The sequence below is a fragment of the Vulcaniibacterium tengchongense genome, from assembly GCF_003814555.1.
GTDB lineage: Bacteria > Pseudomonadota > Gammaproteobacteria > Xanthomonadales > Xanthomonadaceae > Vulcaniibacterium > Vulcaniibacterium tengchongense.
Map to the genome: position 1 here is coordinate 636316 of NZ_RKQN01000001.1, position 21151 is coordinate 657466.

General features: G+C 69.4%; 20 protein-coding genes and 2 tRNA genes. 21 read left to right on the forward strand and 1 reads right to left on the reverse strand.

Going from position 1 to position 21151, the window contains the following annotated elements; genetic code table 11:
- Positions 1-58 precede the first annotated feature (58 nt).
- The gene (locus EDC50_RS02960; RefSeq protein ID WP_123768965.1) at positions 59-1009 is read left to right on the forward strand and encodes an isopenicillin N synthase family dioxygenase; all 951 of its coding nucleotides are present in this window, start codon (positions 59-61) and stop codon (positions 1007-1009) included.
- A gap of 232 nt (positions 1010-1241) precedes the next feature.
- Here EDC50_RS02960 and EDC50_RS02965 read toward each other — a convergent pair whose 3' ends face one another.
- Positions 1242-1781 (reverse strand): DNA-deoxyinosine glycosylase, encoded by a 540-nt coding sequence (locus tag EDC50_RS02965; RefSeq protein ID WP_123768966.1) that lies wholly within the window; start codon positions 1779-1781, stop codon positions 1242-1244.
- 58 nt (positions 1782-1839) lie between these two features.
- On the opposite strand from EDC50_RS02965, the gene tpiA reads away from it, so the two are divergent.
- The 20 genes from tpiA (at position 1840) to nusA (ending at position 21059) form a co-directional block, all read left to right on the forward strand.
- The gene (gene tpiA / locus EDC50_RS02970; protein WP_123768967.1) at positions 1840-2592 is read left to right on the forward strand and encodes a triose-phosphate isomerase; all 753 of its coding nucleotides are present in this window, start codon (positions 1840-1842) and stop codon (positions 2590-2592) included.
- A gap of 54 nt (positions 2593-2646) precedes the next feature.
- On the forward strand, positions 2647-3081 hold the full coding sequence (gene secG / locus EDC50_RS02975) for a preprotein translocase subunit SecG (RefSeq protein WP_123768968.1): 435 nt from the start codon (positions 2647-2649) through the stop codon (positions 3079-3081).
- A gap of 112 nt (positions 3082-3193) precedes the next feature.
- Positions 3194-3278: transfer RNA gene (locus tag EDC50_RS02980), tRNA-Leu, on the forward strand.
- A 194-nt stretch (positions 3279-3472) separates the two neighbouring features.
- Positions 3473-3829 carry an NADH-quinone oxidoreductase subunit A gene (locus EDC50_RS02985; protein ID WP_123768969.1) on the forward strand — a complete coding sequence of 119 codons (357 nt, stop codon included), beginning with the start codon at positions 3473-3475 and terminating at the stop codon, positions 3827-3829.
- Complete coding sequence (locus EDC50_RS02990) at positions 3820-4392, forward strand: NuoB/complex I 20 kDa subunit family protein (RefSeq protein WP_123768970.1); 573 nt, start codon at positions 3820-3822, stop codon at positions 4390-4392. The genes EDC50_RS02985 and EDC50_RS02990 overlap by 10 nt, the downstream gene beginning before the upstream one ends.
- 1 nt (position 4393) lies before the next feature.
- On the forward strand, positions 4394-5116 hold the full coding sequence (locus tag EDC50_RS02995; protein ID WP_123768971.1) for an NADH-quinone oxidoreductase subunit C: 723 nt from the start codon (positions 4394-4396) through the stop codon (positions 5114-5116).
- 5 nt (positions 5117-5121) lie between these two features.
- Positions 5122-6414 carry an NADH-quinone oxidoreductase subunit D gene (locus EDC50_RS03000; protein ID WP_123768972.1) on the forward strand — a complete coding sequence of 431 codons (1293 nt, stop codon included), beginning with the start codon at positions 5122-5124 and terminating at the stop codon, positions 6412-6414.
- Between the two features lie 29 nt (positions 6415-6443).
- Entirely contained in the window at positions 6444-6971 is a 528-nt protein-coding gene (gene nuoE / locus EDC50_RS03005) for an NADH-quinone oxidoreductase subunit NuoE (protein ID WP_123768973.1), read from the forward strand.
- Between the two features lie 10 nt (positions 6972-6981).
- Positions 6982-8343, forward strand: coding sequence for an NADH-quinone oxidoreductase subunit NuoF (gene nuoF, locus EDC50_RS03010; protein WP_123768974.1), 1362 nt, complete (start codon positions 6982-6984; stop codon positions 8341-8343).
- On the forward strand, positions 8340-10574 hold the full coding sequence (gene nuoG, locus EDC50_RS03015; RefSeq protein ID WP_123768975.1) for an NADH-quinone oxidoreductase subunit NuoG: 2235 nt from the start codon (positions 8340-8342) through the stop codon (positions 10572-10574). Before nuoF ends, nuoG begins: the two co-directional genes overlap by 4 nt.
- Before the next feature lie 5 nt (positions 10575-10579).
- Complete coding sequence (gene nuoH / locus EDC50_RS03020) at positions 10580-11644, forward strand: NADH-quinone oxidoreductase subunit NuoH (RefSeq protein WP_123768976.1); 1065 nt, start codon at positions 10580-10582, stop codon at positions 11642-11644.
- A 13-nt stretch (positions 11645-11657) separates the two neighbouring features.
- Positions 11658-12146, forward strand: coding sequence for an NADH-quinone oxidoreductase subunit NuoI (nuoI, locus tag EDC50_RS03025; protein ID WP_123768977.1), 489 nt, complete (start codon positions 11658-11660; stop codon positions 12144-12146).
- 10 nt (positions 12147-12156) lie between these two features.
- Positions 12157-12795 carry an NADH-quinone oxidoreductase subunit J gene (locus tag EDC50_RS03030; protein WP_123768978.1) on the forward strand — a complete coding sequence of 213 codons (639 nt, stop codon included), beginning with the start codon at positions 12157-12159 and terminating at the stop codon, positions 12793-12795.
- A gap of 20 nt (positions 12796-12815) precedes the next feature.
- Complete coding sequence (gene nuoK, locus EDC50_RS03035; RefSeq protein ID WP_123769612.1) at positions 12816-13118, forward strand: NADH-quinone oxidoreductase subunit NuoK; 303 nt, start codon at positions 12816-12818, stop codon at positions 13116-13118.
- 207 nt (positions 13119-13325) lie between these two features.
- Positions 13326-15437, forward strand: a complete 2112-nt coding sequence (nuoL, locus tag EDC50_RS03040) for an NADH-quinone oxidoreductase subunit L (protein ID WP_123768979.1) — start codon at positions 13326-13328, stop codon at positions 15435-15437.
- Positions 15438-15480: 43 nt separating this feature from the next.
- Entirely contained in the window at positions 15481-16995 is a 1515-nt protein-coding gene (locus tag EDC50_RS03045; RefSeq protein ID WP_123769613.1) for an NADH-quinone oxidoreductase subunit M, read from the forward strand.
- Positions 16996-17006: 11 nt separating this feature from the next.
- Positions 17007-18455: an NADH-quinone oxidoreductase subunit NuoN gene (nuoN, locus tag EDC50_RS03050; RefSeq protein ID WP_123768980.1), complete on the forward strand. Its 1449-nt coding sequence runs from the start codon at positions 17007-17009 to the stop codon at positions 18453-18455.
- 89 nt (positions 18456-18544) lie between these two features.
- Positions 18545-18621, forward strand: a tRNA-Met gene (locus EDC50_RS03055).
- Positions 18622-18836: 215 nt separating this feature from the next.
- A complete protein-coding gene (locus EDC50_RS03060) occupies positions 18837-19400 on the forward strand; it encodes a ribosome maturation factor RimP (protein WP_158635674.1) in 564 nt (187 codons plus the stop codon).
- A 171-nt stretch (positions 19401-19571) separates the two neighbouring features.
- Positions 19572-21059, forward strand: coding sequence for a transcription termination factor NusA (nusA, locus tag EDC50_RS03065; protein ID WP_123768982.1), 1488 nt, complete (start codon positions 19572-19574; stop codon positions 21057-21059).
- Positions 21060-21151: the final 92 nt, after the last annotated feature.

Here is a 21151-nt window from a genome sequence, read left to right on the forward strand (position 1 = left end):
GCGGCGCGGCGCCGGCGTATCATGTCCGGCTCGCCCGACGACCCGCCCGGACCGATTCGTGAGCCAGATCCCGACCCTCGACATCAGCCGCTTCGACCGCAGCCGCCCGGACGAAGAGCGCCGCGCCTTCGTCGCCGAACTGGGGGCGGCCTACCGCGAATGGGGGTTCGCCGGCATCCGCGGCCACGGCATCCCGGAGCGGCTGGTCGCCGACGCCTACGACGCGTTCCAGCGCTTCTTCGCCCTGCCGGACGGGGTCAAGCGCAAGTACCACGTGCCGGGCGGCGGCGGCGCGCGCGGCTACACGCCGTTCGGCATCGAAACCGCCAAGGGCGCGCAGCACTACGACCTGAAGGAGTTCTGGCACGTCGGCCGCGAGATCCCGCGCGACTCCAGGTACGCCGAGGCGATGCCGCCGAACCTGTGGCCGGAGGAGGTCCCCGGCTTCCGCGAGGCCGGCTACGCGCTGTACCAGGCGCTGGATCAGCTCGGCTCGCGGGTGCTCACCGCGCTGGCGCTGCACATCGGCCTGCCGGAGGACTGGTTCGCCGACAAGACCGACTCCGGCAATTCGATCCTGCGCCCGATCCACTACCCGCCGATCACCGCCGACGACATCCCCAACGTGCGCGCCGGCGCGCACGAGGACATCAACCTGATCACCCTGCTGGTCGGCGCCAGCGCCGAGGGCCTGGAGGTGCTGTCGCGCAAGGGCGAGTGGGTCCCGTTCACCGCCGATGCCGACACCATCGTGGTCAACATCGGCGACATGCTGCAGCGCCTGACCAACCACGTGTACCCCTCGACCACCCACCGCGTGGTCAACCCGAAGGGGCCGAAGGCGCGCGAGCCGCGCTACTCGGTGCCGTTCTTCCTGCATCCCAATCCGGATTTCCTGATCGACGTGCTGCCCTCCTGCGTCACCCCGGACAACCCGAAGCGCTATCCGGAGCCGATCACCGCGCAGGGCTACCTGGAAGAGCGGCTGCGCGAGATCAAGCTCAAGTAGGCGGGCCCGCTCTTGCCGCCCGCAGGGGCGGCTCGCGGTGCCGGCCGTTCGGCCCGGCCCGATCCCGTGCCTGCCGGTGCGCCGGGGGCGAGGCGCGCTCCCGTTCGTCGCGACGCCAAGGCCCGGACGGCGATGTCCGTTGCGCGCGCACGGCGGTCGCGCCGAACCGGCATCGCGGCCCTGCACGGATCGCGGTCGTCCGATACGCGGCGCCACCGATCCGCCCGCCGCCTCAGCAATCGATTCCCGCCTCCTGCAGCGCCTGGCGCCAGGCCGCCAGCTTGGCCGCGGGCGGCATGGCGGCGTTCGCCGGGCTGGTCGAAGGCAGGCGCCGGCAGCGCAGCGGGCGCTCGGCCAGGCTCGGTGCGTGCAGGCGCGCGAACGCGTCCGCGGCCTTGGCGCCGTTGAACAGCAGCGTGCCCACGCCCGGGTGGGCGGCGAGAAAACCGCGCAGGTCGTTGCCGCGCGCGTCTTCGGAGCGGATCGCCGCGTCCAGGCTGCCCGCCCGCCGGGCGCAGGCGAACACGTCCCAGAGCGCGATGCCGGCCGCGCCGAGCCGCCGCAGCCGCTCCGGATAGGGCCACTCCGGCCCCGCGCCGACCAGCTCGCCCATGAACCGCCAGAACAGGTTGCGCGGGTGCGCGTAGTACTGCGCCGCCTGCAGCGAGGCCGCGCCCGGCAGGCTGCCCAGGACCAGCACCCGCGCCCGCTTTGCCGCGACGGGCGGCAGGCCTTGCAGCAGCGGCAGCGATGCGGGAGGCGGCGCGGGCATGGCCGTATTCTGACCGCGCTGCGTTAAACTGCGCCGCGTTTCGCACCTTGGAGAGACCATGCGCCGCAGGATCGCCGCCGGGAACTGGAAGCTGCATGGCGACCGCAAGTTCGCCGTCGAGCTGCTGGAGGCGCTGCTCGCGCAGCCGGCGCCGGAGGCGGTCGAGCTGCTGATCCTGCCGCCGCTGCCGTACCTGGCCGAGCTGGTCGAGCGCTTCGGCGGCCGCGGCCTGCGCTTCGGCGCCCAGGACGTCAGCGCGAACGCGAAGGGCGCCTACACCGGCGAGGTGTCGGCGTCGATGCTGCGCGACGTCGGCGCGGCCTACGGCCTGGTCGGCCATTCCGAGCGCCGCCAGTACCACGGCGAGAGCAGCGAGCTGGTCGCGCGCAAGTTCCTCGCCTGCAAGGCGGCGGGCCTGACGCCGATCCTGTGCGTCGGCGAAAGCCTGAACGAGCGCGAGAACGGGCAAACCGAGTGGCGCATCGAGGAGCAGCTGGCCCCGGTGTTCGAACTCGGCGGCGAAGCCGCGTTCGAGGGCGCGGTGGTCGCCTACGAGCCGGTGTGGGCGATCGGCACCGGCCGCACCGCGACGCCGGAGCAGGCGCAGCAGGTGCACGCGTTCATCCGTAGCGAAATCGCCGCGCGCAATGCTAGAATCGCTGACTCGCTGCCGATCCTGTACGGCGGCAGCGTCAAGGCCGACAACGCCGCCGCGCTGTTCGCGCAGCCGGACGTCGACGGCGGCCTGGTCGGCGGCGCCTCGCTGGTCGCGGCCGACTTCCACGCCATCGCGCAAGCGGCGGCGCCCTGACCGAAGCCGCGCGCGGCCGACGTCGCCCCAACGAGCTCCAGGCGGAACCCGACGATGCTGTTGTTCCTCAACGTCATCTATGTGCTGATCGCGATCGCGATGGTTGCGCTGATCCTGATGCAGCGCGGCGCGGGCGCGCAGGCCGGCTCTGGCTTCGGCGGCGGCGCCTCGGCGACGGTGTTCGGCGCGCGCGGTTCGGCCAACTTCCTGTCCAAGGCGACCAAGTGGCTGGCGATCGCGTTCTTCGCGATCAGCCTGTTCATGGCCTGGCACGCCACGCGCGAGGCGCGCGGCCCGGCCGACGCCTCGCAGGGCGGCGTGATGTCGCAGGTGCCGGCGGCGCCGGCTGGGAATGCCGGCGGCGCGGCGGTGCCCCCGGTGCCGGCGCAGGCGCCGGCGGCGAACGCCACGGTGCCGGCCGCGCCGCAACAGGCGCCGGCCGCGCAGCCGCAGCAGGCGGCGCCGCAGCAACCGGCTTCGGGTAACTGAGCCGAAAGCGGTACCATTGGCTTCATCGGCCCGGCACGGATCGCCGGGTGCGGCCAGCGATGGCCGCGACCGCCGGCTGTACGGTCCGGCGCGTCAGAAGGACGGTTTGATTGCCCAGGTGGCGGAATTGGTAGACGCACTACCTTGAGGTGGTAGCGACGCAAGTCGTGGGGGTTCGAGTCCCCCCTTGGGCACCACTTAAAGCGAACGAGAGGGCAGGGTGTGGATGAGGGCGGCAGCTCTCCCCGTTCCCGCCCGCTTGCAGCCACAGAACGGAAGCGAGTCCGGAGCAGTGCGGCACAACTTGAGCGAAGGCCGGGATTTCCCGCTTTAACTCGTTTTCCCACTCCTCCTTGCTCGACATCCGGTCTCAAGCCGAGAGAACAACCGAGTGCTGGCCGAATATCTGCCGACCCTGCTGTTCCTGATCGTCGCCGGCGGCATCGGCGTCGCCCTGTTGGTGGTGGGCAAAGTGCTCGGCCCCCAGCGCCCGACCGTCGAGAAGCTGTCGCCGTACGAGTGCGGCTTCGAGGCGTTCGACGACGCGCGCATGCAGTTCGACGTGCGCTACTACCTCATCGCCATCCAGTTCATCATCTTCGACCTGGAAATCATCTTCATCGTGCCCTGGGCCACCGTGTTCCGCGAACTGGGCACGATCGGCCTGATCGAGATGGGCATCTTCGCCGGCATGCTGCTGCTCGGCTTCGTCTACGTTTGGAAGAAGGGAGCACTCGAATGGGAGTGATCCAGAGCGTTTCCGGACTGATGCACAACCCGCTGCCGGAAGGGCGGCTGGACGACATCCTGCGCCCCGAAGGCGACAACCCGCTGCTGCAGCAGGGCTACGTCACCACCAGCCTCGACGCGCTGTGGAACTGGGCGCGCACCGGCTCGATGTGGCCGATGACCTTCGGCCTGGCCTGCTGCGCGGTCGAGATGATGCACGCCGGCGCCGCGCGCCTGGACCTGGACCGCTACGGCGTGGTGTTCCGCCCCAGCCCGCGTCAGTCCGACGTGATGATCGTCGCCGGCACCCTGGTCAACAAGATGGCCCCGGCGCTGCGCAAGGTCTACGACCAGATGCCCGACCCGAAGTGGGTGATCTCGATGGGCAGCTGCGCCAACGGCGGCGGCTACTACCACTACTCGTATTCCGTGGTGCGCGGCTGCGACCGCATCGTGCCGGTCGACATCTACGTGCCGGGCTGCCCCCCGACCGCCGAAGCGCTGGTCTACGGCATCCTGCAGCTGCAAAAGAAGATCCGCCGCGGCACCAACTTCGGCGACCACAAGCAGGGCGTGCGCTGACATGACCGCGGAGACTGCACAGGCTTTCGCCGGGCGCCTGAGCGCGCGCTTCCCCGAGGCGGCGGTCGACGTCGTCGAGCCGCGCGGCGAGATCACCATCGAGGTCGCGCCGGCGCAGTGGCGCGCGGTCGCGCAGGCGCTGCGCGACGAGTTCGGCTTCGACCAGCTGATGGATCTCAGCGGCGTCGACTATCTCGGCTACGGCAGCGACGAGTGGGACACCGACGTGTCCTCCGAAGGCTATTCGCGCGGCGTCGAGGGCAAGGGCCCCGGCCGCTTCAAGTGGGGCGAGCGCCCCAACGGCGCGCCGGCGGCGCCCGAGCGCCGTTTCGCCGCCGTCGCGCACCTGCTGTCGGTGCAGCACAACCGCCGCCTGCGCCTGCGCGCCTTCGCGCCGGACGACGAGTTGCCGGTGGTGGACTCGCTGACGCCGGTGTGGCCGGGCGCGAACTGGTTCGAGCGCGAGGCGTTCGACCTGTACGGCATCGTGTTCGAGGGCCATCCGGACCTGCGCCGCATCCTGACCGACTACGGCTTCGTCGGCCATCCGTTCCGCAAGGACTTCCCGCTGATCGGCAACGTCGAGGTGCGCTACGACCCGGACAAGAAGCGGGTGGTGTACGAGCCGGTGACGATCGAGCCGCGCGTGCTGGTGCCGCGCGTGATCCGCGACGACGCCCGCTACGCGACCGCGCAGGGCGAGTCCGCCGAGGTGAAGAAGTGAGCGCCGTGTCCACGCCATTCCAGAGCACGTCCGGTCTCGGCAGCGGCGCCGAGATCCGCAACTACACCCTGAACTTCGGTCCGCAGCACCCCGCCGCGCACGGCGTGCTGCGCCTGATCCTGGAGATGGACGGCGAGGTCGTGCAGCGCGCCGACCCGCACGTCGGCCTGCTGCACCGCGGCACCGAGAAGCTGGCCGAGTCCAAGCCGTTCAACCAGTCGATCGGCTACATGGACCGGCTCGACTACGTCTCGATGATGTGCAACGAGCACGCCTACGTGCGCGCGATCGAGACCCTGCTGGGGATCCAGGCGCCGGAGCGCGCGCAGTGGATCCGGACGATGTTCGACGAGATCACCCGCATCCTGAACCACCTGATGTGGGTCGGCTCGAACGCGCTCGACCTGGGCGCGATGGCGGTGTTCCTGTACGCGTTCCGCGAGCGCGAGGAGCTGATGGACTGCTACGAGGCGGTCTCGGGCGCGCGCATGCACGCGGCCTACTACCGCCCCGGCGGCGTGTACCGCGACCTGCCGGACCGCATGCCCAAGTACAAGGAATCGCCGTGGCGCAAGGGCGCCAAGCTCAAGCGCTTCAACGAATGGCGCGAGGGCTCGCTGCTCGACTACCTGGACGCGTTCACCGACGATTTCCCCAAGCGCGTCGACGAATACGAGACGCTGCTGACCGAGAACCGCATCTGGAAGCAGCGCACCGTCGGCATCGGCGTGGTGACGCCGGAGCAGGCGCTGGCCTGGGGCATGAGCGGGCCGATGATCCGCGGTTCCGGCATCGCCTGGGACCTGCGCAAGAAGCAGCCGTACGCCAAGTACGACGCGGTCGACTTCGACATCCCGGTCGGCGTCAACGGCGACTGCTACGACCGCTATCTGGTCCGCATGGCCGAGATGCGCCAGTCCAACCGCATCATCAAGCAGTGCGTGAAGTGGCTGAAGGCCAATCCGGGCCCGGTCATGGTCGACAACTTCAAGGTCGCGCCGCCCAAGCGCGAGGAAATGAAGGACGACATGGAAGCCCTGATCCACCACTTCAAGCTGTTCACCGAGGGCTACTGCGTGCCCGCGGGCGAGACCTACGCCGCGGTCGAGGCGCCGAAGGGCGAGTTCGGCTGCTACCTGGTGTCCGACGGCGCCAACAAGCCGTTCCGCGTGAAGCTGCGCGCGCCGGGCTTCGCCCATCTTTCGTCGATGGACGAGATCGTCAAGGGCCACATGCTCGCCGACGTGGTGGCGATGATCGGCACCTACGACATCGTGTTCGGCGAGATCGACCGCTGATCCGGGCGGCCGTTTGAGGATTTGATCGAATGAAGGCGACCGGTAACTTCGAAGCCTGCCAGAACGTCGACCCGATGGTCGCGCTGTCCGACGCGACGCGCGCGCACATCGACCACTGGGTCGCCAAGTTCCCGCCGGACCGCAAGCGCTCGGCGGTGCTGCAGGGCCTGCACGCGGCGCAGGAGCAGAACGGCGGCTGGCTCAGCGACGAGCTGATCGCCGCGGTGGCCAAGTACCTCGGCATCCCGCCGGTGTGGGCGTACGAGGTCGCCAGCTTCTATTCGATGTTCGAGACCGAGAAGGTCGGCCGCAACAACGTCGCCTTCTGCACCAACATCAGCTGCTGGCTCAACGGCGCCGAGGAGCTGGTCGCGCATGCCGAGAAGAAGCTGGGCTGCAGGCTCGGCGAGTCCACCGCCGACGGCCGCGTCTACCTCAAGCGCGAGGAAGAGTGCCTGGCCGCGTGCTGCGGCGCGCCGGTGGTGGTGATCAACGGGCATTACTACGAGAAGCTCGACACGGCCAAGGTCGACGAGCTGCTCGACGGGCTGGAGTGAGGCAGCGGGCATGGCGCATCTGCACCACGATTACTCCAAGGGCTACGGTCCGGTCGGTCCGGTCCCGCAGGAGCACAACGTCGTCTACACGACGCTGCACTTCGAGACCCCCTGGGCCTACGAGAACTACCTCAAGACCGGCGGCTACAGCGCCTGGCGCAAGATCCTGACCGAGAGGATCCCGCCCGAGCAGGTCATCGAGATGGTCAAGCAGTCGGGCCTGCGCGGCCGCGGCGGCGCGGGCTTCCCGACCGGCCTGAAGTGGAGCTTCATGCCCAAGGGCTCGGGCACGCAGAAGTACATCCTGTGCAACTCGGACGAGTCCGAGCCGGGCACCGCCAAGGACCGCGACATCCTGCGCTTCAACCCGCACGCGGTGATCGAGGGCATGGCGATCGCCTGCTACGCGACCGGCTCGACCGTCGCCTACAACTACCTGCGCGGCGAGTTCCACCACGAGCCGTTCGAGCATTTCGAGCACGCGCTGAAGGAAGCCTATGAGCACGGCTGGCTGGGCAAGAACATCCTCGGCAGCGGCGTGGACGTGGACATCCACGCCGCCCTCGGCGCCGGCGCCTACATCTGCGGCGAAGAGACCGCGCTGATGGAATCGCTGGAAGGCAAGAAGGGCCAGCCGCGCTTCAAGCCGCCGTTCCCGGCCAACTTCGGCCTGTTCGGCAAGCCGACCACGATCAACAACACCGAGACCTACGCTTCGGTTCCGGCGATCGTGCGCAACGGGCCGGAGTGGTTCCTCAACCTCGGCAAGCCGAACAACGGCGGGCCGAAGATCTTCTCGGTGTCCGGCCACGTGCGCCGCCCCGGCAACTACGAGATCCGCCTGGGCACGCCGTTCAAGGACCTGCTGGAGATGGCCGGCGGCATGCGCGACGGCCGCAAGATCAAGGCGGTGATCCCGGGCGGCTCGTCGATGCCGGTGCTGCCGGGCGAGACGATGATGGGCCTGACGATGGACTACGACTCGATCCAGAAGGCCGGTTCCGGCCTCGGCTCGGGCGCGGTCATCGTCATGGACGACACCACCTGCATGGTCCGCGCCTGCCAGCGCATCGCCCGCTTCTACTTCAAGGAAAGCTGCGGCCAGTGCACGCCGTGCCGCGAGGGCACCGGCTGGATGTACCGCATGATCACCCGCATCGTCGAGAAGCAGGCCACGCTCGACGACCTGCACATGCTCCGCGCCGCCGCCGGCCAGATCGAAGGCCACACCATCTGCGCCTTCGGCGAGGCCGCGGCCTGGCCGGTGCAGGGCTTCCTGCGCCACTTCTGGAACGAGTTCGAGTACGCGATCGTGAACAAGCGTTTCCTGGTCGACGACCAGCGCGCCGGCACCGTGCGGGAGGCGGCATGAGCGCACAGCCCGTCAATCCGAACCTGCCGCCGGATCACGTCACCGTCTTCATCGACGACGTCGAGCTGGCCGCGCCCAAGGGCTCGATGATCATCCAGGCCGCCGACCGGGCCGGCATCCCGATCCCGCGCTTCTGCTACCACGACAAGCTGCCGATCGCGGCCAACTGCCGCATGTGCCTGGTCGAGGTGGAGAAGATGCCGAAGCCGTCGCCGGCCTGCGCCACCCCGGTGATGGACGGCATGCGCGTGCGCACGCGCAGCGATAAGGCGCTGAAGGCGCAGCGCAACGTGATGGAGTTCCTGCTGATCAACCATCCGCTCGACTGCCCGATCTGCGACCAGGGCGGCGAGTGCGAGCTGCAGGACCTGTCGCTCGGCTATGGCCGCTCCGTCAGCCGCTTCTCCGAGCGCAAGCGCGTGGTGCCGGACGAGGACATCGGCCCGCTGGTCGCCACCGAGATGACCCGCTGCATCCAGTGCACGCGCTGCGTGCGCTTCACCGCGGAGATCGCCGGCACCTACGAGCTGGGCGGCATGTACCGCGGCGAGAACCTGCAGATCGGCACCTACGACGGCAAGCCGCTGACCACCGAGCTGTCCGGCAACGTGATCGACGTCTGCCCGGTCGGCGCGCTGACCAACAAGGTGTTCCAGTTCAAGGCCCGCGCCTGGGAGCTGATCGCGCGCGAGTCGCTCGGCTACCACGACGCGCTGGGCAGCAACCTGTTCCTGCACGTGCGCCGCGGCGACGTGCTGCGCACCGTGCCGCGCGACAACGAAGCGGTCAACGAATGCTGGCTGTCGGACCGCGACCGCTATTCGCACCAGGGCCTGTACGCCGAGGACCGCGCGACCGTGCCGATGGTCAAGGACGGCGGCCAGTGGCGGGAAGTCACTTGGGGCGAGGCGCTGGCGCGCGCGGCGCAGATCCTGCGCGACAACGGCGCCGACAAGCTCGGCATCCTCGCCCATCCGGCGACCTCGAACGAGGAGGGCGCGCTGCTGGCCCGCCTGGCCGAGGCGCTGGGCACCGGCAACCTCGACCACCGCATCGGCCAGCTCGACCTGAGCGACGGCGCCGCGGCCGCGCCGTTCGCGCTGCCGGTCGCCGAGATCGAGCACTGCGACGCGATCGTCATCGTCGGTTCCAACCTGCGCCACGAAGTGCCGCTGCTGCACCAGCGCGTGCACAAGGCGAGCAAGCGCGGCGCGCGGATCTACGCGGTCAACCCGGTCGACTTCGACTTCACCTTCGCCCTGGCCGGCAAGCACATCGTTGCGCCGTCGCAACTCGCGGCCGCGCTGGGCGACGCGGCGCTGGCCGAGGCGGTCAAGGGCGCGAACCGCGCCGTCGTGATCGTCGGCGCGGTGGCCGAGAACGGGCCGCACGCCGCGGCGATCCGCCGGGCCGCCGCGGACCTCGCCGCCGCCACCGGCGCGGCGTTGAACCGCATCCCGCAGGGCGCCAACGCGCTCGGCCTGGGCGATTACGGCGTGCTGCCGTCCGGCCGCGACGCCCGGGCCATGCTCGCCGAACCGCGCCCGGCCTATGTGATCTACGGCATCGAGCCGGGCCTGGACTTCGCCGACACAGCGGCCGCGCTGAAGGCGCTGGGCGCGGCGCAGGTGGTGGCGTTCAGCCACTTCGCCTGCCGCTCGACCCGCGCCGTCGCCGACGTGATCCTGCCGATCGGCCTGCTGCCGGAGGTCGACGCCACCCTGACCAATCTCGACGGCCGCCAGCAGGGCGCGGTCGCCGGCGGCAAGCTGCCGGGCCAGGCGCGGCCGGGCTGGCGCGTGCTGCGCGCGCTCGCCGGCGAACTCGGCCTGCCGGGCTTCGAGTTCGTCGATCTGGAAGGCCTGCGCGCGGGCATGCGCATGCGCGAGGTCGCGGCGCGTCCGGGGACCGCGCCGGCGCTGCCGGGCGAGGGCCTGGAAGTGGCGGCCAGCCAGGCGATCTATCGCAGCGACGCGGTGGTGCGCCGCGCCGCCGCGCTGCAGGCGCATCCGCTCAACCGCGCGCCGCAGGCGGTGCTGCATCCGGACGACGCCGCCGCGCTCGGCCTGGGCGAGGGCGCCACCGGCAAGTTCGCCGCCGGTGCCGGCACCGCGACCCTGCCGGTCGCGCTCAGCGACAAGGTCGCGCCGGGCACGGTGTGGATCGAGACCGGCCACGGCGCGACGGCGCCGCTCGCCGCGGCCGGCCGCGTGCAGGCGGGGAGGGCCTGAGCCAGATGTTGACGACGACCGTGATCGATCCGTTCCGCGACTGGATGCTGTCCTTCGGCAACGCCGGCGCGGTGGCCTGGATCGTGCTCAAGATCCTCGCCATCGCCGTGCCGGTGATCGTCGCCGTGGCGTTCTACGTGGTGTGGGAGCGCAAGCTGATCGGCTGGATGCACGTGCGCCACGGGCCCATGTACGTCGGCCGCGGCGTGCTGCAGGCCTTCGCCGACGTGTTCAAGCTGCTGTTCAAGGAGGTCATCCAGCCTTCGCGCGCGCAGCCGTTCCTGTACAAGCTGGCGCCGCTGATCGCGCTGGCGCCGGCGTTCGCCGCCTGGGCGGTGGTGCCGTTCGACGCCCAGGTGGTGCTGTCCAACGCCAATGCCGGCCTGCTGTACCTGCTGGCGATGACCTCGATGGGCGTGTACGGCATCGTCCTGGCCGGCTGGGCCTCGAACTCGAAGTACGCCTTCCTCGGCGCGATGCGCGCGGCCGCGCAGGTGGTCTCGTACGAGATCGCGATGGGCTTCGCGATGGTCGGCGTCATGGTCGGCGCCGGCAGCCTCAACCTCAGCCAGATCGTGATGGCGCAGGCCGGCAATGCCGGCGCGCTGGAGTGGTTCTGGCTGCCGATGCTGCCGCTGTTCGTCGTCTACTTCATCTCCGGCGTCGCCGAGACCAACCGCGCGCCGTTCGACGTGGTCGAGGGCGAGTCGGAGATCGTGGCCGGCCACATGGTCGAGTATTCGGGTTCGGCGTTCGCGCTGTTCTTCCTCGCCGAATACGCGAACATGATCCTGATCAGCTTCCTGACCTCGATCTTCTTCCTCGGCGGCTGGCTGAGCCCGTTCCATGGCCTCGGCATCCCGCTGCTGTCGGTCGACGGCTGGTGGTGGCTGTTCGCCAAGGTGATCTTCTTCGCCAGCTGCTTCATCTGGTTCCGCGCCTCGTTCCCGCGCTACCGCTACGACCAGATCATGCGGCTGGGCTGGAAGGTGTTCATTCCGCTCACCATCGCCTGGATCTGCGTGGTCGCGCTGATGGCGTACTTCGGCGTCTTCGAGCCGGGCAAGTGAGGCAGGTAAAGGCATGAATCGCATCGTTTCCTACTTCAAGAGCCTGCTCCTGATCGAGCTGCTGCAGGGACTGGGGCTGACCCTGAAGTACCTGTTCCGGCCGAAGTACACGCTGATGTACCCGATGGAGAAGACGCCGCAGTCGCCGCGCTTCCGCGGCCTGCACGCGCTGCGCCGCTATCCGAACGGCGAGGAGCGCTGCATCGCCTGCAAGCTGTGCGAGGCGGTGTGCCCGGCGCTGGCGATCACCATCGACTCGGACAAGCGCGAGGACGGCACCCGCCGCACCACGCGCTACGACATCGACCTGTTCAAGTGCATCTTCTGCGGCTTCTGCGAGGAGTCGTGCCCGGTGGACTCGATCGTGGAGACCCATTTCCACGAGTACCACTTCGACAAGCGCGGTCAGAACATCGTCACCAAGCCGCAGCTGCTGGCGATCGGCGACCGTCTCGAGGCCGAGATCGCCGAGCGCCGCGCCGCCGACGCGCTCTACCGCTGAGAACGACGACATGGATCTCGCCTTGGTTGCCTTCCTCCTGTTCGCTGTCGTCGCCGCGGCCTCCGCCGTGGGCGTGATCAGCGTGCGCAATCCGGTCCACGCCGTGCTGCTGCTGGTGCTGACCTTCTTCTCGGTGGCCTGCACCTGGATCATCGCCGGCGCCGAGTTCCTCGGCGTGGCCCTGGTCCTGGTCTACGTCGGCGCGGTGATGGTGCTGCTGCTGTTCGTGGTGATGATGCTCGACATCGACGTGGCGCCGCTGCGCGAAGGCTACGTGCGCTACCTGCCGCTCGGCCTGCTGGTCGCGGTGGCGATGCTGGCCGAGATCCTGACCCTGATCGGGGTCAAGGCCGCCGCGGCGACGCCGTTCATCGACGACATCGCCGCCGGCGGCAACACCGCCTGGCTGGCGCGCGCGCTGTTCACCCGCTTCCTGCTGCCGTTCGAGGTCGCCGCGGTGATCCTGACCGTGGCGGTGATCGCGGCGGTGATGCTGACCCTGCGCCGCCGCCCGGGCGCCAAGCACCAGAACCCGGGCGAGCAGGCGCGCGTGCGCCCGCAGGACCGCCTGCGCATGGTCAAGATGGAGGCGGTCAAGCCGGTCGTGCCGGCGCCGGCCGACGCTCCGACGGAGGAGGGCAAGCCGTGAGCGAATTCTTCGGATCGGGCCTGGCGCTCGGCCACTACCTGGCGCTGGGCGCGGTGCTGTTCTGCATCAGCATCGCCGGCATCTTCCTCAACCGGAAGAACGTGATCGTGCTGCTGATGTCGCTGGAGCTGATGCTGCTGGCGGTGAACATCAACTTCGTCGCGTTCTCGCGCCAGCTGGCCGATCCGGCCGGCCAGGTGTTCGTGTTCTTCATCCTGACCGTGGCCGCGGCCGAGGCGGCGATCGGCCTGGCCATCCTGGTGACGCTGTTCCGCAACCGGCGCACGATCAACGTCGCCGAGATCGACACGATGAAGGGCTGAGGCCGGCCTGCTCGCGCGGCACCGCCGCGCGGCCGGCCGAACGCCCGGGCAGGAGGCCCGGGCCGGGCGATCCGAAGCCCGCCAGGCAGCCAGGAATGGCCGCCGCGACGCACAGGAACCGACCGCAACAAGCCGCCAGGAAGGCAGCCGCAACCCCGCAAGACCCGGAAGCAAGCGCCGCACGACGGAAGCAATGGAAACCAAGCCGTGATCTCCAAGAACGTTCTACTGCTGATCGTCCTCGCGCCCCTGGCGGGCGCGATCGTCGCCGGCCTGCTGCGCCGCCAGGTCGGCCGCGCCGGCGCGCACTGGGTCACCATCCTCGGCGTCGCCGTCAGCTGCGCGCTGTCGTGCCACGTGCTGTGGCAGCTGGTCGGGCAGGGCGCGGCGCCGTTCAACGAGAACGTCTACACCTGGTTCCAGGTCGGCGGGATCGAGGCCCACGTCGGCTTCATGGTCGACAAGCTGACCGCGATGATGATGGTGGTGGTCACTTTCGTCTCGCTGCTGGTGCACGTCTACACCATCGGCTACATGGCCGACGACCCGGGCTACCAGCGCTTCTTCAGCTACATCTCGCTGTTCACCTTCTCGATGCTCATGCTGGTCATGAGCAACAACTTCCTGCAGCTGTTCTTCGGCTGGGAGGCGGTGGGCCTGGTGTCGTACCTGCTGATCGGCTTCTGGTTCAAGCGGCCCACCGCGGTGTTCGCGAACCTCAAGGCGTTCCTGGTCAACCGCGTCGGCGACTTCGGCTTCCTGCTCGGCATCGCCGGCATCCTGCTGATGTTCGACTCGCTCGACTACGCCACCGTGTTCGCCAACGCGCCGACCATCGCCGGCGTCGGGGTGTCGATCATCGACGGCTACGAGTGGCAGGTCGCGACCGTCATCTGCATCTGCCTGTTCATCGGCGCGATGGGCAAGTCCGCGCAGGTGCCGTTGCACGTCTGGCTGCCCGACTCGATGGAAGGCCCGACCCCGATCTCGGCGCTGATCCACGCGGCGACGATGGTGACCGCCGGCATCTTCATGGTCGCGCGCATGTCGCCGCTGTTCGAGCTCAGCCAGACCGCGCTGAACTTCGTCCTGTTCGTCGGCGCGACCACGGCCTTCTTCACCGGCCTGATCGGCGTCGTCCAGAACGACATCAAGCGCGTGGTCGCCTATTCGACCCTGTCGCAGCTGGGCTACATGACCGTGGCGCTGGGCGTGTCGGCGTACTCGGCCGCGGTCTACCACCTGATGACCCACGCCTTCTTCAAGGCGCTGCTGTTCCTGGCCGCGGGCAGCGTGATCATCGGCATGCACCACGAGCAGGACATGCGCAAGATGGGCGGCCTGCGCAAGTACATGCCCGTCACCTACTGGACCAGCCTGATCGGCACCCTGGCCCTGGTCGGCACGCCGTTCTTCAGCGGCTTCTATTCCAAGGACACGATCATCGAAGCCGCCCACCACGCCGCCGAGCGCGCCGGCTGGATCGGCCAGTACGCCTACTGGGCGGTGCTGCTGGGCGCCTTCGTGACCGCGTTCTACAGCTTCCGCCTGCTGTACCTGACCTTCCACGGCAAGGAGCGCTTCCGCGACGCGCACGCCCACGAAGGCCACGCGCAGGCGCACGAATCGCACGCCCACGCCCAGCACGAGGCCGACGAGCGCGGCCACGCCGCGCACGGCAGCCACGACGACCATCATCATGGCCCGGTCGAGCCGCACGAGTCGCCGTGGGTGGTGACCGTGCCGCTGATCCTGCTGGCGATCCCGTCGATCCTGGTCGGCTTCTTCACCGCCGGGCCGATGCTGTTCGGCACCGACGCGATGGGCCATCACAAGCAGCTGCCGTTCTTCCTCGGCGCGATCGACCTCGCCGCGGCGCGCGACACCGTCGCCAACCTCGGCGCCGAGGTCTGGCACGGCCCGGTCCAGTTCGCGCTGCACGGGTTCCAGGCGCCGACGTTCTGGCTCGCCTTCGCCGGCTTCGCCCTGGCCACGGTGATGTACTCGTGGAAGCCGGAGCTGCCGGCCAAGGCCCGCCGTGCGTTCGCGTGGCCGGTGCGCGTGCTGGAGAACAAGTACGGCTTCGACAACCTCTGGATCGACGGCTTCGCCGGCGGCGGCCTGCTGCTGGGCAAGGCGTCGCGCGCGGTCGACAGCCACGTCATCGATGGCGTCGCCGTCAACGGCAGCGCGCGCGTGGTCGATTTCGTCGCCCGCCTCAGCCGCCGGGTCCAGTCCGGCTACCTCTATCACTATGCCTTCGCGATGATCCTCGGCCTGATCGCCCTGCTGGCCGTGCTGATCCGCTACTGGCGCTAATACGACAAGGACCCGCGACGTGAGCCCCGAGCCCTTGCAGAACATGCAGAGCACCTTCCCGCTGCTGAGCGTCCTGATCTGGCTGCCGATCGTCGGCGGCCTGGTTACCCTGGCGTTCGGCAACCAGCGCGCCGGCGCGGCGCGCTGGTTCGCCACCGCGGTGGCGATCCTGACCCTCGCCGTCAGCGTCCCGTTGCTGACCGGCTTCGACTACGCCACCGCGGCGATGCAGTTCGTCGAAGACAAGGCCTGGATCCCGGCGTACGACATCCGCTACCACCTCGGCGCGGACGGCATCTCGGTGGCGCTGATCGTGCTGACCACGCTGACCACGGTGCTGGCGATGATCGGCGCCTGGACCTCGATCGACAAACGCGTCAGCCAGTACTACGCGGCGTTCCTGATCCTCGAGGGCCTGATGGTCGGCGTGTTCGCGGCGCTCGACGCGGTGCTGTTCTACGTGTTCTTCGAGGGCATGCTGATCCCGATGTTCATCATCATCGGCGTCTGGGGCGGCCCGCGCCGGGTGTACGCGTCGATCAAGTTCTTCCTGTACACCTTCCTCGGCTCGCTGTTCATGCTGATCGGGCTGATCTACCTGTACCTGAAGGGCGGCAGCTGGCAGCTCGCGGACATGTACGCGCTGCCGCTGACGGCGACCGAGCAGATGTGGCTGTTCTTCGGCTTCCTGGTGGCGTTCGCGGTCAAGGTGCCGATGTTCCCGGTGCACACCTGGCTGCCGGACGCGCACGTGGAGGCGCCGACCGCCGGCTCGGTGATCCTGGCGGCGATCATGCTGAAGATCGGCGGCTACGGCTTCCTGCGCTTCGTCCTGCCGATCGTGCCGGACGCCGGCGCCGAATGGGCCTGGCTGGTGATCGCGCTGAGCCTGATCGCGGTGATCTACGTCGGCCTGGTCGCGCTGGCCCAGGACGACATGAAGAAGCTGATCGCGTACTCGTCCGTGTCGCACATGGGCTTCGTCACCCTGGGCACCTTCATCGCCTTCGGCCTGGTGCGCGACTACGGCAACACCGACGCCGCGCGCCTGGGCCTGCAGGGCGCGATGGTGCAGATGATCAGCCACGGCTTCGTGTCGGGCGCGATGTTCTCCTGCGTCGGCGTGCTCTACGACCGCATGCACACCCGCATGATCAAGGACTACGGCGGCGTCGCCAACGTGATGCCGTGGTTCGCCGCCTTCGTGGTGCTGTTCGCGATGGCCAACTCGGGCTTGCCGGGCACCTCCGGTTTCGTCGGCGAGTTCATGGTGATCCTCGCCAGCTTCCAGAAGCACCCGCTGATCGCCTTCGCCGCGGCCACCACGCTGATCATCGGCGCGGCCTACACGCTGTGGCTGGTCAAGCGCACGATCTGGGGCGAGGTCGGCAACGCCCACGTCGCCGAGCTGGAGGACATCAACCCGCGCGAGGCCTTCGTGCTGGGCGTGTTCGCCGCCGGCGTGCTGCTGCTGGGCGTCTGGCCCAAGCCGCTGACCGACCTGATGGAACCGTCGATCGCCCACCTGGCGACGCAGATCGCCTCGTCGAAGCTTTGAGGTTGTAGCGCATGATCATGCCCGTTCGCACCGCCGCCGACCTGATGCCGTTGCTGCCCGAGCTGACGGTGATCCTCGGCGCGTTCGCGCTGCTGATGCTCGACCTGTTCCTCGACGAGCGCCGCCGCGCGATCAGCAACCTGTTCGGCATCGCCGTGCTGGCGGCGGCCACCCTGATGATCGTCGCCGGCGTGGGCGGCCACGGCAGCGTGCTCGGCGACATGTTCGTGCGCGACGTCGCCGCCGACGTGACCAAGGCGGCGATCGGCGTGGTCGGCATCCTGTCGATGATCTACGCCTGGCCGTTCCTGCGCGCGCGCGGGCTGTACAAGGGCGAGGTCACGGTGCTGATGCTGTTCGCCACCGCCGGCATGATGCTGCTGGTGTCGGCCGGCAGCCTGGTGATGGTCTACCTCGGCCTGGAGATGCTGGCGCTGTGCTCGTACGCGCTGGTCGCCACCGACCGCGACAGCCCGGTCGGTTCGGAAGCGGCGATCAAGTACTTCGTCCTCGGCGCGCTGGCGTCGGGCCTGCTGCTGTACGGCATGTCGCTGATCTACGGCGCCACCGGCACGCTGCAGCTGGGCGAGATCGCCGCCGCCGCGGAAGCCAGTTCCTCGTCGCTGATGCTGATCACCGGCGTGGTGTTCGCGGTCGCCGGCATCGCGTTCAAGTTCGGCGCCGCGCCGTTCCACATGTGGCTGCCGGACGTCTACCACGGCGCGCCGACCCCGATCACGCTGTTCATCGGCTCGGCGCCGAAGCTGGCGACGTTCGGCATGGCCTATCGCCTGCTCGAGGTCGGCGCCGGCCCGTTCGAGGACCACTGGCGCCTGCTGCTGGCCGGCCTCGCGGTGCTGTCGCTGGCGTTCGGCAACCTCGGCGCGATGGTGCAGACCAACCTCAAGCGCCTGCTCGCGTACTCGACCATCTCGCACGTCGGCTTCCTGTTCATCGGCCTGGCCGGGGGCGGGCGCGAGGGCTTCGCCGCGGCGCTGTTCTACGCGATCAGCTACGCGCTGATGTCCGCCGCGGCGTTCGGCGCGATCGTGGTGCTGTCGCGCCGCGGCTTCGAGGCCGACCGGATCGACGACTACAAGGGCCTGAACGCGCGCAACCCGTGGATGGCCGGCCTGATCCTGTGCGTGATGGCCTCGCTCGCCGGCGTGCCGCCGTTCCTGGGCTTCTGGGCCAAGCTGGTGGTGCTGCGCGCCGCGTTGCAGGGCGACCTGCTGTGGCTGACCCTGGTGGGCGTGGTGTTCGCGGTGATCGGCGCGTTCTACTACCTGCGCGTGATCAAGGCGATGTACTTCGACGAGCCCGAAGGCGAACTGCCCGCGGCGTCCGGCGACGACCGCCCGCTGCGCATCGTGTTCGGCGTCAACGCGCTGGCGCTGCTGGCGCTGGGCCTGGCCTGGAACCCGCTGATGGCGTGGTGCCAGCGCGCGTTCGCCGGCTGAACCGTCCGGCGTCGCCGGCCCGGCGCAGGAAAAATTTCCTGAACCGGGCTTGCGCAGATTTTCGTCGGCCGTTATCATGGTCGGCCTGATGCGGGGTGGAGCAGTCTGGCAGCTCGTCGGGCTCATAACCCGAAGGTCGTAGGTTCAAATCCTACCCCCGCTACCAGCTTCGGCACGGACGAAGTCTCGTCCGCCCGGAAGCCCGAAAGGGCCCCGGAAAAGCCAAAGGCTTGGGCTGGCAACCGCGCTCTGCTCGCGCGGTTGCGCCGACATCCAGCTGTATGGACAAGGGGCCCGCCGGGCCCCTTGTCGTTTTTCGCGTCCGCGTTCGACGAAGCCTTCGCACGGATTCGGGTATGCGGCGCACCGTGGGAGATGCGCGTGACGGACAAAGCGGTCGAAATCGCCAACCTGCTCGCCCCGACCGTGGCCGCGATGGGCCTGGAGCTGCTGGGTGCGGAGTACCTGCCGGGCTCCGGCAGCGCGCTGCTGCGCCTGTACATCGACGTGCCGGCGCAGGACGGCGAGGCGCCGCGCGCGGTCACCGTCGAGGACTGCGAGGCGGTCAGCCGCGAGGTGTCGGCGCAGCTCGACGTCGAGGATCCGATCAGCGGCCAATACACCCTGGAAGTGTCCTCGCCCGGGTTGGACCGGCCCCTGTTCACGCCGGCGCAGTTCGCCCGCTTCGAGGGCGAGAGCGCCAAGATCGCGCTGAAGCTGCCGCAGGACGGCCGCCGCCGCTTCCAGGCGCGGATCGTGCGCGTGGCGGGCGACGAGGTGGTGCTCGCGCCCGAGGGCGGCGCGGAGCTGGCCGTGCCGTTCGACAACATCGACAAGGCGCGCCTGGTCCCCGACTGGGCCGCGCTGGGCCTGGCGCCCGGCCGCGCGGCGAAGAAGCCGGGCGGCGGCCGCAAGTCCAAGCGGGAGGCCGGCGATGGCGCATGATGCCGTCCGGGGCGCCCGCGGCGTTCGCGGCGGGAGCCGAAGTCGTTTCCGCAGCCCCTCTTGAGTCGAGCCGAGAGGAGCGGCCGGCCCGGAGGGGCCGGCAAGGGGAGGCGGGAGGGCGAGCTCCCGCAGCCGAAGCCGAATATCTCCAAGTTTCCAGGGTCTAACCGAATGAGCAAGGAACTGTTGCTGGTCGTCGATGCGGTCGCCAACGAGAAGGGCGTGCCGCGCGAAGTCATCTTCGAGGCCATCGAGGCCGCGCTGGCGTCCGCCGCCAAGAAGCGCTACCACGATCAGGACGTGCTGGTGCGCGTCGCGATCGACCGCAAGGACGGCAGCTACGAGACCTTCCGGCGCATGGAGGTGATCCCCGACGACGCGGTGATGGAGTCGCCGGACCGGCAGATCCGGCTGATGGACGCGGTCGACGAGGTCGAGGGCGTCGAAGTCGGCGATTACATCGAGGAGCAGATCGAGAACCCCGAGTTCGGCCGCATCGCCGCGCAGGCCGCCAAGCAGGTGATCGTGCAGCGCGTGCGCGAGGCCGAGCGCCAGCAGGTGGTGGACGCGTGGAAGGACCGCGTCGGCGAGCTCGTCACCGGCGTGGTCAAGCGCGTGGAGCGCGGCAACGTCTACGTCGACCTTGGCGGCAACGCCGAGGCGATCATCCCGAAGGACAAGGGCATCCCGCGCGACGTGCTGCGCACCGGCGACCGCGTGCGCGGCTACCTGTACGACGTGCGCAGCGAGCCGCGCGGCCCGCAGCTGTTCATCAGCCGCGCCGCGCCCGAGTTCATGATGGAGCTGTTCAAGCTCGAAGTGCCGGAAGTCGGCCAGGGCCTGGTGTCGATCAAGGCCTGCGCGCGCGACCCGGGCGACCGCGCCAAGATCGCCGTGGTCGCGCACGACAACCGCACCGACCCGATCGGCGCCTGCATCGGCATGCGCGGCTCGCGCGTGCAGGCGGTGTCCAACGAGCTGAACGGCGAGCGCGTCGACATCGTGCTGTGGTCGGACAACCCGGCCCAGCTCGTGATCAACGCGATGGCGCCGGCCGAGGTGCAGTCGATCATCGTCGACGAAGAGAAGCATTCGATGGACCTGGCCGTGGCCGAGGACCGCCTCGCCCAGGCGATCGGCAAGGGCGGCCAAAACGTGCGCCTGGCCAGCCGCCTGACCGGCTGGCAGCTCAACGTGATGACCGCCGACCAGGTGCAGGCCAAGAGCGAGGCCGAGCAGGCCGCCGCGCGCCAGCTGTTCATGGACAAGCTGGAGGTCGACGAGGAGATCGCCGGCATCCTGGTCTCGGAGGGCTTCAGCACGGTCGAGGAAATCGCCTACGTGCCGGTGGGCGAGCTGCTCGCGGTGGAGGGCTTCGACGAGGACATCGTCGAGGAGCTGCGCTCGCGCGCCCGCGACGCGCTGCTGAACGAGGCGCTGGCCGCCGAGGAGCAGCTCGAGGAGCACCAGCCCGCGGCCGACCTGCTCGAGCTGGACGGCATGGACGAGGCCACCGCCTACGCGCTCGCCGCGCGCGGCATCGTCACCCGCGACGACCTGGCCGACATGGCGACCGACGAGCTGGCCGAGATCGAAGGCATCGACGAGGCGCGCGCCGCGGCGCTGATCATGGAGGCGCGCAAGCACTGGTTCGAGTGACCAGGCGCGCGTAGGGCGGATCCGATCCGCCCGGTCTGGAACGCGGCGGGTCGATGCGCCCCGCCGCGCGCGAAGTGCGGCGGGTCGAGACC